The sequence below is a fragment of the Terasakiella sediminum genome (assembly GCF_033100395.1).
Classification (GTDB): domain Bacteria; phylum Pseudomonadota; class Alphaproteobacteria; order Rhodospirillales; family Terasakiellaceae; genus Terasakiella.
In genome coordinates this window covers 140,787-158,420 of the sequence record NZ_JAWLVJ010000009.1, presented here as the reverse complement: position 1 = coordinate 158,420, position 17,634 = coordinate 140,787, and the positions used below count along the sequence as shown (strand labels likewise).

Annotated in this window: 14 protein-coding genes and 1 pseudogene; 4 read left to right on the top strand and 11 right to left on the bottom strand. The window is 50.4% G+C overall.

The features are described 5' to 3' along the window. Positions 1-29: 29 nt before the first annotated feature. Together RYZ26_RS09300 and clpB are read right to left on the bottom strand one after the other, a co-directional pair. Positions 30-410 (bottom strand): RNA ligase family protein, encoded by a 381-nt coding sequence (locus tag RYZ26_RS09300; RefSeq protein WP_317682920.1) that lies wholly within the window; start codon positions 408-410, stop codon positions 30-32. A gap of 43 nt (positions 411-453) precedes the next feature. Next, complete coding sequence (gene clpB, locus RYZ26_RS09295) at positions 454-3,045, bottom strand: ATP-dependent chaperone ClpB (protein ID WP_317682919.1); 2,592 nt, start codon at positions 3,043-3,045, stop codon at positions 454-456. A gap of 228 nt (positions 3,046-3,273) precedes the next feature. Here clpB and RYZ26_RS09290 point away from each other — a divergent pair, with 228 nt between their 5' ends. From RYZ26_RS09290 to RYZ26_RS09275, 4 genes are all read left to right on the top strand, one after another. After that, complete coding sequence (locus RYZ26_RS09290) at positions 3,274-3,732, top strand: c-type cytochrome (RefSeq protein ID WP_317682918.1); 459 nt, start codon at positions 3,274-3,276, stop codon at positions 3,730-3,732. A gap of 95 nt (positions 3,733-3,827) precedes the next feature. After that, a complete protein-coding gene (locus RYZ26_RS09285) occupies positions 3,828-4,649 on the top strand; it encodes a c-type cytochrome (protein ID WP_317682917.1) in 822 nt (273 codons plus the stop codon). A gap of 3 nt (positions 4,650-4,652) precedes the next feature. Next, positions 4,653-5,534 carry a LysR family transcriptional regulator gene (locus RYZ26_RS09280; RefSeq protein WP_317682916.1) on the top strand — a complete coding sequence of 294 codons (882 nt, stop codon included), beginning with the start codon at positions 4,653-4,655 and terminating at the stop codon, positions 5,532-5,534. Positions 5,535-5,619: 85 nt separating this feature from the next. Further along, positions 5,620-6,555 carry an AEC family transporter gene (locus RYZ26_RS09275; protein ID WP_317682915.1) on the top strand — a complete coding sequence of 312 codons (936 nt, stop codon included), beginning with the start codon at positions 5,620-5,622 and terminating at the stop codon, positions 6,553-6,555. Positions 6,556-6,692: 137 nt separating this feature from the next. Here RYZ26_RS09275 and RYZ26_RS09270 read toward each other — a convergent pair whose 3' ends face one another. The 9 genes and pseudogenes from RYZ26_RS09270 to ptsP form a co-directional block, all read right to left on the bottom strand. Further along, complete coding sequence (locus RYZ26_RS09270) at positions 6,693-7,430, bottom strand: DUF4167 domain-containing protein (protein WP_317682914.1); 738 nt, start codon at positions 7,428-7,430, stop codon at positions 6,693-6,695. Between the two features lie 235 nt (positions 7,431-7,665). Continuing rightward, positions 7,666-8,532 carry a peptide chain release factor N(5)-glutamine methyltransferase gene (gene prmC, locus RYZ26_RS09265; protein ID WP_317682913.1) on the bottom strand — a complete coding sequence of 289 codons (867 nt, stop codon included), beginning with the start codon at positions 8,530-8,532 and terminating at the stop codon, positions 7,666-7,668. Between the two features lie 99 nt (positions 8,533-8,631). Then, positions 8,632-9,705, bottom strand: coding sequence for a peptide chain release factor 1 (gene prfA, locus RYZ26_RS09260; protein ID WP_317682912.1), 1,074 nt, complete (start codon positions 9,703-9,705; stop codon positions 8,632-8,634). A 2-nt stretch (positions 9,706-9,707) separates the two neighbouring features. Next, positions 9,708-10,970: a glutamyl-tRNA reductase gene (gene hemA / locus RYZ26_RS09255; RefSeq protein WP_317682911.1), complete on the bottom strand. Its 1,263-nt coding sequence runs from the start codon at positions 10,968-10,970 to the stop codon at positions 9,708-9,710. Positions 10,971-10,995: 25 nt separating this feature from the next. After that, on the bottom strand, positions 10,996-12,243 hold the full coding sequence (gene hisS / locus RYZ26_RS09250; RefSeq protein ID WP_317682910.1) for a histidine--tRNA ligase: 1,248 nt from the start codon (positions 12,241-12,243) through the stop codon (positions 10,996-10,998). 1 nt (position 12,244) lies between these two features. Then, positions 12,245-13,354: a flavodoxin-dependent (E)-4-hydroxy-3-methylbut-2-enyl-diphosphate synthase gene (ispG, locus tag RYZ26_RS09245; protein ID WP_317682909.1), complete on the bottom strand. Its 1,110-nt coding sequence runs from the start codon at positions 13,352-13,354 to the stop codon at positions 12,245-12,247. 714 nt (positions 13,355-14,068) lie between these two features. After that, positions 14,069-14,914: a DUF4115 domain-containing protein gene (locus RYZ26_RS09240; protein ID WP_411576860.1), complete on the bottom strand. Its 846-nt coding sequence runs from the start codon at positions 14,912-14,914 to the stop codon at positions 14,069-14,071. 132 nt (positions 14,915-15,046) lie between these two features. Further along, positions 15,047-15,286 (bottom strand): annotated as a pseudogene (locus RYZ26_RS19950) (helix-turn-helix domain-containing protein); the annotation flags it as partial. 76 nt (positions 15,287-15,362) lie between these two features. Next, entirely contained in the window at positions 15,363-17,627 is a 2,265-nt protein-coding gene (gene ptsP, locus RYZ26_RS09235) for a phosphoenolpyruvate--protein phosphotransferase (RefSeq protein ID WP_317682907.1), read from the bottom strand. Between the last annotated feature and the right edge of the window lie 7 nt (positions 17,628-17,634).

Sequence of the window (17,634 nt, the reverse complement as noted above, 5' to 3'; positions counted from 1 at the left end):
GCATAACGCCAAAACAGAAATTGCTGCAGTCAATCCAAAGGGCTGCATAACTGTCTACTTCTGAAGCCCCCTAAAAATGGGGGTATTACCAAATCATCTTCGGCCTGCGCTTCATAAACTACGGAATGCACAGCGGCGTAATCTTCACCATAGAAGATAAGGTCCGGATGGCTTTGTGTTTTCCAGACATGATGTTTACGTGTCAGGCCAAACCAGGGTGCAGTCGCTTCCTGCCCGGTTGAGCGGGCATAGAGCTTGCCGTGATGTATCCCCGTGTTTCCCCCATCAATTTTTTCAGTGACAATGACTCGACGGTTGGTAAAAAACGCTGGGTCCTGATGAGTTTTATCATCACTGTGAATTTGCTTTGAAAAGGGCAAATGAAAGGTTTTGGGATATTTGGGGATCATCGCAATAAGGCCCCCAGCAAAACTGAGGGCCCTTTCCTTTTTTCTAGAGGTCTGCTTCTGAATGTCCGTTGATCAGAAGACCGCGATCATCCGCACTGAGCCTGACCTCGTCCCCATCCATGACCTTGCCTTCCAGCATAAGAACAGCCAGCGGGTTTTTCAGAGATTTTTGAATTACCCGTTTGAGAGGACGCGCGCCATAGGCCGGATCATAGCCCTGATCGGCCAACCAATCCAAAGCTTTACGATCAATGTCCAACGCGATCTTGCGATCCGTCAGCAGGCTTTCCATGCGGCCGAGCTGAATTTTAACGATACCATCCATATGTTCACGGAACAGACGGTGAAAGAGGATAACTTCATCCAGACGGTTATAGAATTCAGGACGGAAGGAGGCTTGAACGATCTCCATCACCTCTGAACGAATCTCAGAAGAATCATGACCTTCTTCCTGCGCAGCCATGATTTCTGCGCCCAGGTTGGATGTCATAATGATCAACGTGTTCTTGAAATCCACGGTGCGGCCCTGCCCATCGGTCAGGCGGCCTTCATCCAGAACCTGCAACAACACGTTAAACACATCGGGGTGTGCTTTTTCAATCTCGTCAAACAGGACAAGCTGATAAGGGCGACGACGCACGGCTTCGGTCAAAGCCCCGCCTTCTTCGTACCCCACATAGCCAGGAGGCGCCCCTATCAGGCGGGCAACGGCATGCTTTTCCATATATTCCGACATATCGATGCGGACCATGGCCTGTTCGTCATCAAACATGAATTCAGCCAAAGCCTTGGTCAGTTCCGTCTTCCCCACACCTGTGGGACCAAGGAAGAGGAAGGAGCCAATAGGGCGGTTCGGATCCTGCAAACCCGCACGAGATCGGCGCACGGCATCTGAGACCGCCTGTAAGGCTTCTGCCTGACCGATCACCCGATCGCCCAGTTTTTCTTCCATCTGCACCAACTTGTCGCGCTCCCCCTGCAGAAGTTTATCGACCGGAACACCTGTCCAGCGCGAGACGACCGATGCGATATGTTCATCGGCCACAGCCTGTTCGATGGCCTGATCTTTCTGGGAGTTTTCCGCTTTTTCAAGCTGTTCTTCAAGGGCCGGGATTTCACCGTAAAGCAGTTTGGAAGCCACTTCCAGCTTGCCTTCACGTTGGGCAATTTCCACATCAATGCGGGCCTGTTCCAGCTTTTCCTTCACCTTGGTTGCATCAGCCAAAGCTTCTTTTTCATCGCGCCATTTAGCCGTGAGCGTCCCGGATTTAATCTCCAGGTCTTCCAGGTCCTTAATGATATCGGCCAAGCGGTCTTGAGAAGCCTGATCGGTTTCTTTCTTCAAAGCTTCGCGCTCAATCTTCAACTGAATGATCCGACGATCCAGCTCATCAATTTCTTCAGGCTTTGAATCCACTTCCATGCGCAAACGCGAGGCCGCTTCATCCATCAGATCAATGGCTTTGTCCGGTAAGAAACGGTCAGTAATATAGCGATTGGACAATGTGGCAGCAGACACAAGCGCACTGTCGGTAATACGAACGCCGTGGTGAAGTTCGTATTTTTCCTTGATACCGCGCAGGATAGAGATGGAATCTTCGACCGTCGGTTCAGACACATAAACAGGCTGGAAACGGCGCGCAAATGCGGCATCTTTTTCCACATATTTACGATATTCATTAAGCGTAGTCGCCCCCACACAATGGAGTTCCCCGCGCGCCAAGGCTGGCTTTAACAGGTTAGACGCATCCATGGATCCTTCAGAGGCACCCGCCCCAACAAGGGTGTGCATCTCATCAATGAAGAGGATGATTTCCCCGTTGCTGGAGCTGACTTCTTCCAACACGGCTTTCAATCGTTCTTCAAATTCTCCACGGAATTTAGCCCCTGCAACCAATGCCCCCAGATCAAGGACCAGCAGCTTTTTATCAGCCAGTGATTCCGGGACGTCGCCCTGAACAATCCGGTTGGCAAGCCCTTCAATAATGGCCGTTTTCCCCACGCCCGGTTCCCCGATCAGCACCGGGTTATTCTTGGTGCGACGTGACAGGACCTGGATGGTACGGCGGATTTCTTCGTCGCGCCCAATGACCGGATCAAGTTTACCTTCACTGGAAGCTGCTGTCAGATCGCGGGCATATTTTTTCAATGCATCGAAATTGTTTTCCGCATTGCTTGAGGTCGCTTTGCGCCCCTTCCTCATGGCATTGATCGCCCCGTTTAAGTTCTGTGGGCTGACGCCTGCTTCTTTCAGGGCGCTTGCGGCAGGGGAACCCGCATTTAACGCGCAAGCCAACAGCAACATTTCAGCGGTGACAAAATCGTCGCCTGCTTTATCAGCGGCTTCTTCTGCGGCCTGAAACAATTTGGCAATTTCGCTGGACAGATACAGATTGCCAGCCCCACTGCCTTCCACTTTCGGGATAGCGTTTAGGCTGCGTTCATTGGCTTTGCGCGCGGCTTTATGTTTACCGCCTGCCGCTTCGATCAGTTGGGCAGCCAGACCTTCTTCATCATCAAGCAGGACTTTTAAAAGATGTTCCGGCGTGAACCGTTGGTGATTTTCACGCAGGGCCAATTGCTGTGCGGACTGGATAAAACCTTGCGCACGTTCAGTATATTTTTCGATATTCATTTTCTCAAACCTTATGGTTATCGACAATTTCCATTCTTTCGTCCTTCTTAAGAAGCAACTTTGTTGGAAACCTCTGTCGGTTTGCGTAAGTCCCGCTTGCCCTTTTAGCAAACAAGAAGCTTATAAAACAGAATATGTCTCAAGCCCTTAGTTGCGCAAGGGTCTATTTTCTGGCAATGTTTTTCACAATCTTAGAATAATCATAATTTTCCCAATATGAGGTTACAAATGTTCCGCAAAACTCTGGTGATTACCGCGCTTTCCGCATCGCTCTTTTCCCTGAATTCTGCTCAGGCCCATGATGGTGCCATGGGGGTCGTGAAAGAACGTATGGACCTGATGAAAATCATCGCAAAAAACACCAAAGCCATTGCCCCTATCGCCATGGGATCAGCGGATATGGACCTCAAGGCTGTTGAAACCGGCGCCATGGCCATTCAGCAAGCGGCGAAAAAAGTGATCCTGAAATTCCCCGAAGGCAGTATCTCTGATGTATCAGAAGCCACACCAAACATATGGACAGATTGGGAAAAATTCGTAGGCCAGATGCGTAGTCTGTCAGAAGATGCCGGTGGATTGGCCCAATTGGCCCGTGATGAAGAAGATTTTGAACTGACCGACGCCTTTATCAAAATGTCCAACAACTGCAAACAATGCCACACGAACTTCCGCAAGAAGAAAGAATAGTCTTCCCCATCGTCATTCCTGCAAAGGCAGGAATCTGACTCTGCCAAAAACGAGACCCCTGCCTGCGCAGGGATGACAGGTTTGGAGCCTCGAACATGATCCGCCTTCTTCTCAGTCTTTTCATACTCACAAGCTTTTCCCTTCCGGCCTCTGCGGCGGGTGATGTGAAAAAGGGAAAATATGTGATGCATATGGGCGGCTGTGTGTCTTGCCATAAAACGCCCAAGACAAAAAATGCGGATCTCGCTGGCGGCCATGCGTTAAAAACACCGTTTGGAACCTTCTATGTCCCCAACATCACGCCAGACCCGGATACCGGGATCGGCGGCTGGTCGGATGATGATTTTATCACTGCGATGACCGAAGGGATTTCGCCAGAGGGGTCGCACTATTTCCCATCCTTTCCCTATACATCCTACGCCAAAATGAACAGCCAGGACCTCATCGATCTGAAAGCTTATCTGGATACAGTTGAACCCATCAAAAATGTGGTGCCGGATCATGATCTGGATTTTCCGTTCAACCTGCGTTTTTTGATGTTCGGCTGGAAAATGATGTTCTTTGATGATGAAACCTTCACTGCCAATCCTGAAAAATCTGATGAATGGAACCGGGGAGCCTATATCGTCAATGGCCCGGCCCACTGCGGGGAATGTCATACGCCACGCAACAGGTTTGGCGGGCTGGATATGGATCAGAAATTCACAGGGAATCCGAAGGGACCAGATAAAGAGAAAGTCCCCCACATGATCCCAAAATGGAAGATGCAGGAATTCTTTATGGCCTTGCGCATGGGGATGAAGCCGGACGGGGATTTCTTAGGCGGATCCATGGGACATGTAATAGGTAAGACAACATCCAAACTGACCAAGGATGACCTGAAAGCCATCGCCATTTATCTGAGCGAGTATGAATAAGCCATGTCAATCCGGGCACTGCGCACACTGATCACCATTGCCAAGGAAGGCAGTTTTGCTGCGGCTTCCAACAAACTGGGCCTGACCCAGGCCGCCATCAGCCTGCAGATCAAAAAGCTGGAAGAAGAAATGGAAACCGCACTGTTTGATCGATCCGCCCATAAGCCGCAATTGAACACCCGGGGACATGCACTTTTGGCAGAAGCGGAAAAGATCGTGCAGCATTATGATCAGCTCAAAGGCATTATCCATCAGGATGAGACCTTCAGCGGGCCTTTGGTCATCGGTTCCATCAACACGGTGCAGGTCAATCCGCTGCCCAGCGTCATCCGTGAAATTCAGGATGATCACCCCTTCCTGCAGATCAGCATCAAAAGCGGCCTATCAGCAGAACTGGCGACAGCTGTTGATCTGGGCCAACTGGATTTTGCCATCACCACTGCCCCGCAATCAATCCTTCCCAGCACCCTTTCCTGGCAGCCTTATATTGAAGAAGAATTTTTTGTCGCCGCACCCAAAGATTCTGCCGAAAATACGCCCAAAGACCTGCTCAGCAATCATCCCTATGTGTGTTTTGATCGCCAGGCCTGGGCCGGGCGCATGGTGGCACGTCGCTTAAGACAAGACGGCATTGCCACCCGCGAAACCATGGAGCTTGACTCGCTGGAAGCCACCTTGCGTATGGCCGAGGCCTCCCTCGGAGTCGCAATTGTTTCCCTGCCGAAAAGTCGCCAGATTGAGGTTGCCAAGACGATGAAACTGGTGCCGTTTAACCCGACTTTTTATCGTACCATCGGCATCATTTCAAAAACCGACAGCCGTTGGCAAAGCGTCATTGAAACTTTCCTTGAGCGATTGCAAGCCCTTTCCATAAATAAAACTTAAGTTAATCGTAAATTTTATAAACTTTTATTTATTATTTTTTAAGCGTAAGACTATGACATCCCCCCTTTGATGTTTTGAGGTTGTCATGTCTGTCGCTGTTAATGCTTTGATCCCGATTATCTGTCTGATCTTTGTCGGCACCCTTTTGAAACGCATTAATTTCTTTGACCCCGCCATCTGGCCTGCGCTTGAAAAACTCAGCTATTATGTGCTGACGCCGATCCTGTTGGTTTATGTGCTTGCCAGCAAAAGCATCGACCATATGCCCTGGCAGGAAATTGCTTTAGCCGTCGATATCCCCATCCTGCTGGCGGCTGTCTTTTTCTGGCTGAGCAAAAATTTCTTCAAGAACCTGAGCGCCCAAAGCTTCACCTCTATCTTTCAGGGAGGGGTGAGGTTTAACACCTTTGTCGGTCTATCGGTCGCCCAAGGATTGTTTGGCGCGGAAGGGGTTGTCATTGGTGCTTTATGTTCCGGCTTCATGATTGTCCTAATCAACCTGCTCTGCGTCACCACCTTTTCACTAACCATCAAGGCACAGGGCAATATTCTGAAAACCGTATTCCTGCAAATCATCAAAAATCCGCTGATCATGGGCTGTGTCCTCGGCTGGTCCATCAATGTCTCCGGCCTCAGCCTGCCCGCAGCCATTTTTGCTTCCATGGAAGTTCTGGGGCGCGCCAGCCTGCCAATTGCCCTCATCACGGTTGGCGCTGCCCTGCAGTTTTCCAATCTGTTTAAAGATCGCGGACTTTCAATTTTTGCAGGCTTCGTGCAATTTGCCTTCAAGCCTGTGATTGCAGCGGTCTGTTGTTATCTCTTTGGGCTGAACGGGATTACGGCTGCAACCCTCATTCTGTTTCTATCCACCCCAACAGCACCCTCGTCTTATATCCTCGCGCGCCAATTGGGTGGCGATCATGAGATGATGGCGTCTTTAATCACGCAACAGACCTTGTTTGCCTTTCTCTCCATCCCTGTGACCATCTGGGTTTTGGGGCAGTTTATTCCGTTGCAGTAACACGTGTCCCGGCAAAAGCCGGGGCCTCCTGAATGCGCGTAACTACCATTTCAGAGACCCCGGCCTTCGCCGGGGAACAAAAAAAGGTCCGCCCGAAGGCAGACCTTTTCTCAAACAGTTCAACAAAGAATAACTGATTATACAGCTTCTTTATCTGTCCCTTCTTCCGCCGCAGCATCAGCTTTTTTGCGACGCGTGCGGGTCGTTGTCGTCTTACGCGTGGTTGTGGTCTTGCGTGTGCGACGTTTGGGCTTTTCTTCTTCCTCTGCCTTTTCAGCAGCAGGGGCAGCGTCTTCGCCATCCACATCTACCGGACGGGCAAGGAAGTCAGGCACAGCGTTGGAGCCACCGCCAAGCTTTGGCTTATCTTCTTCAGCTGCTTTTTTGCGTGGCGCGCGACGTGTTGTGCGGCGCTTTGGCTTTTCTTCCACAGCTTCTTCTTTAACCTCTGCCGCTTCTGCTTCTTCTGCAGGGGCAGCATCGCCATCCTGAATTTCAACAGCCACCGCTTCTGCAGCGGGCGCTTCAGCTTCTGCAGATTCTTCTGTCGCAGCTTCATCAGCTACTTCCGCAGGGGCAGGCTGTTCTTCCGGTTTTGGCTTTGGTGCAAATTGTGCAGCGATCCGGCCATAGTGGTCGGCATGCTGATACAGGCTTTCCGCAAGCACACGGTCACCAGCAGAGATCGCGTCTTTCGCCTGTTGCAGATATTTTTCATAAATCTGCTTGGCATTACCGCGAATACGCCCGGATGGTCCGTTGCTGTCAAAATTCTGATTACGGTTACCGCCGTGGTTATGACGACGGTTATGATTGTGGTTGTGACCCCGGCCACGTCCACGCGAATTTCTTTGATTATTGGAACCTTGTCTCATGGATCCTGATTTTAAAAAAGAGGTAAACCCGTTTCCCAAAATATTTGTCTAAATACAGAACACGTCAGCCCTTATGGCGTCTGTTATATTTTGGAAATTTTGCTAATTTACGGAAAAATCACCAGCCGCCATCGTCTTCAAAATGCCTTGAGCGATATTTTTGTCTCAAGCGGCTTAAATCTGTGTCCGTTACCCCTCCAACCTAAAGGGGTTTGGGCCAGTTTCCAAGCCTTTTTTACGATTTTTTGCGAATAATATGGCAGCGCACAATCCCGCCAAGGTCTTTTGGTCGCCCAATGACCTCTAATCCGGCACACATCCACAGCTCCGCCACCTCATCTGACTGCCCGATCCCAAGCTCAATCACTGCAAGTCCATCATCTTTTAAGAGTGTGGGAAACTGTTCTGCCAACAGGCGATAATCATCCAGACCATCCTCACCTGCAAAAAGCGCAGAAGCAGGTTCATGATCAATCACTTCCGGCTCTAACGCCGGTTTATCCGTCAGCGGAATATAAGGTGGATTGGACAGGATCAGATCAAACGTCTGATCAATATTTTCACCCCAGTTGCCAAGGCGAAAATCTGTGCGATCTCCAAGGTTCAGGTTTTTCGCATTCTCTTTCGCAACAGATAAAGCCCCTTCGCTGATATCAATGCCAAGACCACGTGCATTTTTATATTCCGACAAAACAGACAGCAACAAACAGCCTGTACCCACACCCAGATCAAGAACGTCTAACGCTTTATTCGAATCTGGAAGATGGCTGAGCACCGCATCAATTAGGGTTTCACTGTCCGGTCTGGGGGTCAGGGTGTCTTTGGTGACTTTAAACTTCAGCGACCAGAATTCACGATACCCCAGAATATGCGACATCGGTTCACGTGAAATACGACGCGCAAGCAGCCTTTCCAGTTCCTGCGCATGTTCATCTGCAATATCGCGTTCTGGATAGGCGATCAGGATTTGGGTTTCCACATTCAGCACATGTTCCAGCAACAAGCGCGCTTCGAAACGGGCATTGTCGATGCCAGCGCTTTCAAGTTGCTTTGCTAAATGTTGGAGTTCATTGCCGATAGTGGTCATCACATTACCAATCATCGTCACCCCGCACATGTTGCGGGGTTATGGGTTGAGGCAGGAAACCTGAATTTTCCCATTATCGCGCAACAAGCGCGCAATGACGTTTTTCCTTAAAACTTATGACAATTCCGCCAGTTTCTGTGCCTGATCTTCTGCGATCAAAGCGTCAATCACCTCATCCATATCACCTTGCAGAATTTCTTCCAGACGATAAAGGGTCAGGTTGATGCGGTGATCCGAGATCCGGCCTTGCGGGAAATTATAGGTGCGGATACGTTCAGAGCGGTCACCCGACCCCACCTGACTTTTCCGGTCTGCAGCTCGTTCGTCATCCAGTTGCTGGCGTTCATGATCATAAAGTTTCGCACGCATCATCTTCATGGCCTGGTCTTTGTTTTTATGCTGAGACTTGTTGTCCTGACATTGGGTAACCAGACCTGTTGGGATGTGCGTAATCCGAACCGCAGAATCGGTAGTGTTTACGTGCTGACCACCCGCGCCCTGGGAACGGTACGTATCGATGCGCAAATCTTTGGTTTCAATCTTGATGTCCACATCTTCCGCTTCGGGCAGAACGGCCACAGTTGCTGCCGAGGTGTGAATACGCCCCCCGCTTTCGGTGGCTGGCACACGTTGCACACGGTGCACACCGGATTCATATTTGAAACGGGCAAACACATTTTTCCCGGTAATAGCGACGGAAACTTCCTTGAAGCCACCAATGCCGATTTCATTGACGTCCAGCAGTTCAAACTTCCAGCCCAGACGTTCAGCATAACGCTGATACATGCGATAAAGGTCCGCTGCAAACAGCGCAGCCTCATCCCCGCCTGTACCTGCACGGATTTCAAGGATGGCGTTTTTCTCATCCGCTTCATCCTTGGGCAGCAGCATCAGTTGCACACCGCGTTCCAGTTCAGGGATGGTCTTTTTCAGTTCATGAAATTCGGCTTCCGCCAGTTCTTTCATCTCTGCATCACAGTCGGGGTCGGCGATCAGCTGAGAGCATTCTTCGATCTCATCCTGTGCGGAACGCAGAGTTTTTACCGCTTCCACAACCGGGGTCAGGTCGGCATACTCCTTGGACATTTTTGTAAAATCAGCCGCATCCATGCTTGATGCGTCCGCCATCAATGCCTCCAGCTCCTCATGGCGGTTCACCACTTGGCTTAAGGTTTCCTGAAAACTCACGTCTATTTCTCCTTAAGGAACAGCTTGGAGATTAAATCCGAAGCCTTTTCCCATTCTTTCTTTTTATTGAGCGCAGCCAAACTGCGTAATTCTTCGCTGGGGGTGTGCAGCAAACGATTGATCAAAAGGCGCGTTGCTTTATCTGCATCATCACCGCAGGAAGCCAGAACGGACTGGCGTTCCTGTTCAAACCGATCACGCAGCGATGTCACCAGCGGGACGGCAACGCGTTCTTCTTTCCCTTTAAAGAACTCGTTCAAATCTTTTTCCAAAATGGTGGCAGCTGCACGGGCTTCGGCTTCACGCGATGCGCGGCCTTCCATGGCAACTTGTTCCAGATCATGCAGATCATAAAGGAATGCACCATCCACATCATTTACACCCGGATCGATATCCCCGGGAATGCCTGTATCGATCAGGAAAATCGGTTTGTTTTTACGCACTTTCAACGCATAGGCCACCATGTCCTTCGTGACCACGCGTGAACGTTTGTTCATGGAGGTCAGAATGATATCGGCTTCTGCGGCCAGTCGGTCGCGCGCGTCAAAACTTTCAGCATGACACGAAAGGTTCCGCGCAATCATCTTTGCCCGCCCATCGAAAGAATGGATACAGGTAAAATCCTTCAGGCCCGCTTCGATCAGGTTCTGGGCCGTCAATTCACCCATGTCACCTGCGCCGATCAACAGACCCCGGCATCGATCCAGGTCCCCATGCAGTTCTTTTGCGATTTGAACAGCAACAGAAGCTATCGAAACCGGACGTTCGCCCACAGCCGTTTCAGAACGTACCCGCTTGGCTGTGCCGTAAGCTGCCTGAAAAATCCGTTCCAGCTCAGTCCCTACCGTGCCAGCTTCCACCGCCCATCGGTGCGCATCTTTTACTTGCCCCACGACCTGCGGTTCACCCACCATCAAGCTATCGAGCGAAGCCGTCACGCGGAAAATGTGACGCACGGCTTCCTGATCCTGATAGATGTAAAGCTGGCTGCGGATGGTTTCCACATCCAGTTCCGCCCGTTCGGCCAGAATATCGATAATCAGCCCTATGGCTTTGTCTGGATTGTGATCCACCGCATGGACTTCGACCCGATCACAGGTGGACACCACAAGCGACTGTTCCACCCCGGCCGCTTTCAGGCGATCCAGAAACGGGATGACTTCCGCCTCGTCCAGAAACAGGCGGTCACGCAAGGCAAGGGAGCTGGAACGATGGTTTGCCCCAATCACCAACACTTTTGCATCACTTGAAAATAGACCGCTCATACTGTCCCTGAATTCTTACTTATTCTTATTTGAACTGTGCCAGATTTGAGACCAGATCGTCCAGCGATACTTCACTTTGTTCGCCGCTTTCCAGATCACGCACCGTTACACAGCCCCGCGCCAATTCGTCTTCACCCATCAAAATGGCCGCACGTGCGTTGGCTTTATTGGCGCGGTTCAGACGTTTTTTCATATTCCCGCTGTAGCCCTGATCAATGATGAAGCCTTCTGTGCGCAAGGTGTGTGACAGTTTCAACGCTTCATCCTGTTGCGCCGCAGAGACCGGGATCATCACGATTGGGCGCGGCAATTCCACACTGTCTTCGCCCATCATCAGCGCCAGACGTTCCACACCTGATGCCCAGCCCACACCTGGAACCTGCGGGCCACCCATCATTTTGATCAGATCGTCATAGCGCCCACCTGCCAAAACGGTGCCCTGTGCACCCAGCGTCGTGGTGGTAAATTCAAAAGCCGTGTGGCAGTAATAATCAAGGCCACGCACCAGACGGGAATTTTCCACATAGGGCACACCCAGAAGGTCAAGCCCATGTTTCACCGCAGTATAGAATTCTAGTGATTTCTCGTTCAGGCATTCGCTCAGGATCGGCGCGTCTTTCACCAATTCCTTATCGCCTTTATCCTTGGAATCCAGGATACGCAACGGGTTGGTTTTCAGACGGTTCTTGCTGTCTTCAGACAATTGATCTTCAAACTGGCTGAAATAGGCCACCAGCTTTTCACGATAATTGCTGCGGCTTTCCTTATCACCCAGACTGTTCAGTTCCAGCGTGATGTCATCTGCAAAGCCCAGCTCTTTCAGGAACTGATAGCCTGCTGCGATGACTTCCACATCGGCTTGGGGTGTTTCCACACCGATCAATTCCATCCCAACCTGATGGAATTGACGCTGACGCCCTTTTTGAGGGTTCTCATAGCGGAACATCGGGCCGTAATAGAACTGCTTTACAGGAGTTTGATGGTGTAACCCGTTAGAAATGAAAGAACGACAAATCCCTGCTGTGCCTTCCGGACGCAGGGTAATTTTATCCCCGCCCTTGGTCTCAAAGGAATACATTTCTTTGGTGACAACATCCGATGTTTCCCCCAGTGTTCGCGAGAAAACTTCGGAGAGTTCAAAGATCGGTGTCACCGCTTCGTTAAAACCGAACCGTTCTGCCACAAGGCGCGCGGTTTCAGAGACATGGCGATGCACGGCCTTGTCTTTTGGAAGCAGATCATAGGTGCCTTTGACTGATTTTAACGCGCTCATTTTACGAATTCTCTTTCTCTTTTTCGATTTGTTCGGCCTTGTCTTCAACAAGCTTCACAAGATGGTCGATCATTTCTTCGGTTGATGTGTTGTGGTCGGGAACCCCAGCCACATAGACTTTATGGCTGTCCCCGCCGCCGCCTGTCAGACCCAGGTCTGTTTCGCGGGCCTCACCCGGACCATTTACCACACAGCCGATGATGGACAGCGTCATGGGCGTGCGGATATGTTGCAGACGTTCTTCCACAGCCGCCACGGTTTCCACTACGTTAAAGCCTTGGCGGGCGCAGGATGGACAGGAAATGACGCGAACCCCACGGGTACGAAGCCCCAGTGATTTCAGGATATGGAAACCGACTTTGACTTCTTCAACCGGATCGGCTGATAAAGATACCCGCAAGGTATCGCCAATTCCGGCCCATAGAAGGTTACCGATCCCGATGGACGACAAAACAGTACCTGCCTGTAAACCACCTGCTTCGGTGATGCCGAGATGCAGTGGGTAATCACAGGCATCTGCCAGACCCTGGTAAGCCGCGACACCCAAAAAAGCGTCCGATGCTTTCACACTGATCTTGAATTCATAGAAGTCGTTATCTTCCAGAATTTTGGCATGGTTCAGCGCGCTTTCCACCATGGCTTCGGGGCAAGGCTCACCATATTTTTCCAGCAGTTCTTTTTCAAGCGATCCGGCGTTTACCCCAATGCGCATGGAACAGCCATGATCCTTGGCGGCCTTGACCACTTCGCGCACGCGCGCGGGTGATCCGATATTGCCCGGATTGATGCGCAGACAGGCCGCGCCCGCTTCGGCCGCTTCGATCCCGCGTTTATAATGGAAATGGATGTCGGCAACGATGGGGACATTCACCTGTTTGATGATGTCTTTCAAGGCAGCAGATGATTCTTCATCCGGCACAGAAATGCGCACGATATCTGCCCCTGCTTCTTCCAGGGCCAGAACCTGTTTAACGGTCGCATCCACATCCGTGGTCAGAGTGTTGGTCATGGATTGAACAGAGATAGGTGCATCACCACCCACCAGAACATCACCCACCCGAATTTGACGTGAGGGACGACGTTGAATATCTCGATAAGGACGCACAGACATATGGCGGCTCATTTCCCGGATAACTAAAAGGAACGCGCGTTATAGCCTATATTCAAGGCAGAAAAAAGGACTTCTACAAAAACGTAACATTCGGCTAAGTCAGGCAGATGCCTCTCGGTGATTTCATGCCCCCTCCAAGAGATTTAAGGCCCGATAGCACTGGATAACGAGAAAGATTGACACAACAGAAATTTGAAGAAATACAACGAAAAAAGCGACATCTATAATGTCGCTACATACCATCGCCCGTGCACATTCTATTTCATAAAAGCCTACAAACAAAAACCCCATAGCAGTGAGTAAAAAGACGACACAATAAATGTAATATGCTTTTGCAGGCTTTTTAAAGTCAGATCTAACTAATTCGATTTTATTTTTATCAAAAACGTTCCAGAACATCAGACATAACAGGAAGACACCGGACAAAATTATCGAAATAAGAAAACTGATCGGTAGAAAAATATACATCTCATTTATAAGAAAGGAGACGTGAGCAAAAATAGCAACCCCGATAACACAAAACAGATAGTTATATAGCTTGTTAGGATCGAAAATACAGAAAGGGTCCAAGATGCCATCACCTCGGACCTGAAACTCATGAATCTTTTTGGCACTCCAGCTTTGGAATTCTTTTTTAGACTCAGTGAACATACACACTCCACACATCATTAGTATAAAGTGTATGGAGCATGTATTTAACCATGTCTAGAGATATCAGCCTTCGACCGCTTTTCCGGCCAGCAGCTTTTCCGGGTTCATCTGGATATTGCTACGTACATCGCCTGGCTCGCCCAATGATGGAGCCTTCTTACCATCCACATAAACTTCCAGACCGCCCGCATTCCCGGTGCGCAGGATCAAACCCACAGTATTCGGGACTTCAAATTCGTCGCCTTCTTCCAGAACTTTCTGACCTGCAATGGAACCATCCGGGTTGGCCAGCTGCATCCAGACATAATCAATCGCTTTTAAAACGATCTTTTCTTTCATCACCTGCGGCTGGGCGGGTTCTGGTTCTGGCTCAGGCTCTGGGGCCACTTCTGGTTCGGCTGGTGTTTCAGGTTCAGCAGGGGCTTCGCTAACGGCCGCAACTTCTGTTGTTGCTTCTTCGACTTTTTCCTCAACCTTTTCTTCAACAACAACTGCTGTTTCTTCAACTTTTTCCGCAGCTTCTGCGGTTACTTCTTCAACCGTTTCAGCCACGTCTTCTGTCTTTTCTTCCACAGCCGCTTCAGCTTCTTCAACAACCGGGGCCGGGGTTTCAACTTTTACCGTTTCAACAGAGGTCACGACTTCTTCAGCGGTTTTTTCTGCTTTTTCAACAGCAGCCCGGGCAACCTGGGCCATATCCTGTGTATCTGCTTCACTTACTGGTTCGGCAGGTTCAGTTGTTTCGACGGCAGCTTCTTCAACAGGTTTTTCTTCGGCTTTTTCTTCGGACTTATTGTCTTTAACCTTATCTACCATTTCGGCAAATTTTGCAGGTAGATCAGGTACCAATTCGGCAACAGATCGGTCTTGTGAAGATAAAAAATACCAACCGCCGTAAACCGCAACCATGATCACAATACTGATTAGAATAAGCGCACCGCCGGGAACACTTTGTTCGGTCACCGGCGATGGGAAAACCAATTCGGCCTTGCCTTCAAGTCCTGCGATTTCATCCTTGAACCGTTTGACAACTTCTTCCGCGTCCAGACCAAGATGTTCAGCATAAGCACGCACAAAACCAACCACATAGGTTTTGCCCGGCAAATCTTCAAATCGGCCATCTTCAATGGCTTCAAGATACACATAACGAATACGCAACACATCCGCGACAGTCTTTAATTCCTGCCCGGCACGTTCCCGCGTCGTCTTCAACAATTCACTGACACCGGGTCCCTGATTAACCGGTTCTGCCTGTGCTGTGCGCCCTTTGTTTCTAATCATCTTTTCGACTTTCTAGACCTATTGAAGCTTCCACTATACGAGGGCTTTGTTAACAATCCGTATACGGAACAATCACTTAAATAATAATGTCGTGATCTTTTGCATACTGGCGCAGGATGGATCGCAGACTGTGATTCGATTTCACCATCTGTTCCTTCATGAATTTTTCCAGATCCGACACGGTCAAAGACCGCACCATCATCTTGACCGGACCAATAGCCGATGCGGACATGGAAAGCTTTCTAAAGCCCAATCCGACCAGTGCCATGGCTTCCAGTGGACGCCCGCCCATTTCCCCACACAGGCTTAAGGTCACATCGGCCTGATTACAACGTTCCACCACTTGTGCCAAGGCCCCCAAGGCAGGTGGTGACAACGTATCGTAACGCCCGGAAATACGCGGGTTACCCCGATCAGACGCAAACAGGAACTGGAACAGATCGTTCGATCCAACCGACAGGAAATCCAGATGCGGCAAGAGTGTATCCAACTGGAACAACAAGGAGGGTACTTCCAGCATCACCCCCACATTTACCCGGCTGGGCAAACGATGGCCTTTGATGCTTTCGCGCTCAATCTCCATATCCAGCAGGCGACGGGCCTGCAAGAATTCGGACACTTCCGCCACCATGGGGAACATGACATTCAGTTCCACACCACCGGAGGCACGAATAAGGCTGCGCAGTTGTTGGCGCAGCAGATAAGGACGATCAAGCGTCACACGGATGGCGCGCCAGCCCATGGCCGGGTTTTCTTCCCCGTGATCATCCCAGTAAGGCAATACTTTATCCCCGCCCGCATCCAATGTGCGGAACACAACAGGCTTGCCTTCAGCTTCCTCAATAATCTTTTTATAAAGAGAGACCTGCGATTCCACACCGGGAATTTCCGAGCGCGACATAAACGGAATTTCAGTTCGATACAAACCGATCCCGTCGGCATTATTTTCTTTTAAATGTTCCAGATCAACCAGCAGGCCAGCGTTCACATTTAGTGACATTTCCACACCGTCTTTGGAAACAGCAGGCTGGTCACGAAGGGCGGCATATAATTCTTTCTGGCGCAGGCGGGCTTTAACGTTGGACTTGAAAGCCCCCAAGACATCATCACCCGGGCGGATGAAAATCTGTTCATTATTGCCATCAACAATGATCGGATCACCATGTTCAATCCGCGCCAAAGCACCTTTAACCTGCCCGATTACCGGAATATCCAGCGCACGAGCAATAATGGCAACGTGAGATGTGGCTGAACCTTCTTCCAGCACAAGCGCGCGCAGGCGGGTGCGGTCATAATCCAACAATTCTGCCGGGCCCATATTGGTCGCGATCAGGACCGCATGTTCCGGGATATCTTCCGGGGCCAACTTTTCCACACCGACCAGATGCTGTAACAAACGGTTGGCCAGATCCTGCAAGTCATTGACCCGTTCACGAAGATAAGGATCCTGCACCTGGGCCATCCGGGCTTCGGTATCATCATGAACTTTTTGAACGGCTGCTTCGGCGGTCAGACCGGACTTGATGGCTTCGCGAATACGGCCCAGCCACCCGGCGTCTTCAGCAAACATGCGATAAGTTTCAAGGATATCGCGATGTTCATCATCCAGACTTTCCGATGACTGCAACATATCGTCCAGTGCACCGTGCATTTCGCTTAGTGCCTGACGCAAACGTTCCAGTTCCTGATCCGGGTCTTCAGCCACGAATTTGGAAATCACCACCCGCGGTTCATGCAGGATGGCTTCGCCCATGCCAAGTCCAGGGTTCAGGCTTGTACCTTCCAGACGCAACGGCAGCATGGCGATACCGTCGGTGGGCAGGGTTTCTTCTTTATTGACCAGTTCACCACTGCCCACCAGTTCACCAATGATCATGGCGACGGTTTGCAGGGTTTCAACTTCTTCTTCGGTATAATGACGGCGTGTCTTATTCTGAATAACCAGAACACCCAAAACCCGACCTGCACGCAGAATCGGCACACCCATCATGGAATGATAAAGGTCTTCGCCCGTTTCCGGGCGATAGGCAAACTGAGGATGTTCCTGCGCTTCGGGCAAATTTAAGGGACGTCCCGACGCCGCAATGGCACCAACCACACCTTCGCCCACGCGCAGACGGGTCAGATGGACCGCATCCAGTTTCAGACCCTTGGTCGCAAACAGTTCAAGAACTTCGCCCGCGCGCATAATGTAAATGGAACAAACTTCGGCAACCAGGTCGGTTGCGACGATGTCGGTCACCAGTTTCAGACGTGTTTCAGCCGTCGCATCTGCGGCCATAACGGAACGCAGGCGAGAAAGAATCCCCATAGGGGCGACTGATGAACGTCCGGGAATCATAGATTGA

Coding starts and splice junctions, on each gene's coding strand:
- RYZ26_RS09300 (WP_317682920.1), bottom strand. CDS start 410: ATGATCCCCAAATATCCCAAAACCTTTCATTTGCCCTTTTCAAAGCAA.
- clpB (WP_317682919.1), bottom strand. CDS start 3,045: ATGAATATCGAAAAATATACTGAACGTGCGCAAGGTTTTATCCAGTCC.
- RYZ26_RS09290 (WP_317682918.1), top strand. CDS start 3,274: ATGTTCCGCAAAACTCTGGTGATTACCGCGCTTTCCGCATCGCTCTTT.
- RYZ26_RS09285 (WP_317682917.1), top strand. CDS start 3,828: ATGATCCGCCTTCTTCTCAGTCTTTTCATACTCACAAGCTTTTCCCTT.
- RYZ26_RS09280 (WP_317682916.1), top strand. CDS start 4,653: ATGTCAATCCGGGCACTGCGCACACTGATCACCATTGCCAAGGAAGGC.
- RYZ26_RS09275 (WP_317682915.1), top strand. CDS start 5,620: ATGTCTGTCGCTGTTAATGCTTTGATCCCGATTATCTGTCTGATCTTT.
- RYZ26_RS09270 (WP_317682914.1), bottom strand. CDS start 7,430: ATGAGACAAGGTTCCAATAATCAAAGAAATTCGCGTGGACGTGGCCGG.
- prmC (WP_317682913.1), bottom strand. CDS start 8,532: ATGATTGGTAATGTGATGACCACTATCGGCAATGAACTCCAACATTTA.
- hemA (WP_317682911.1), bottom strand. CDS start 10,970: ATGAGCGGTCTATTTTCAAGTGATGCAAAAGTGTTGGTGATTGGGGCA.
- hisS (WP_317682910.1), bottom strand. CDS start 12,243: ATGAGCGCGTTAAAATCAGTCAAAGGCACCTATGATCTGCTTCCAAAA.
- ispG (WP_317682909.1), bottom strand. CDS start 13,354: ATGTCTGTGCGTCCTTATCGAGATATTCAACGTCGTCCCTCACGTCAA.
- RYZ26_RS09240 (WP_411576860.1), bottom strand. CDS start 14,914: ATGGTTGCGGTTTACGGCGGTTGGTATTTTTTATCTTCACAAGACCGA.
- ptsP (WP_317682907.1), bottom strand. CDS start 17,627: ATGATTCCCGGACGTTCATCAGTCGCCCCTATGGGGATTCTTTCTCGC.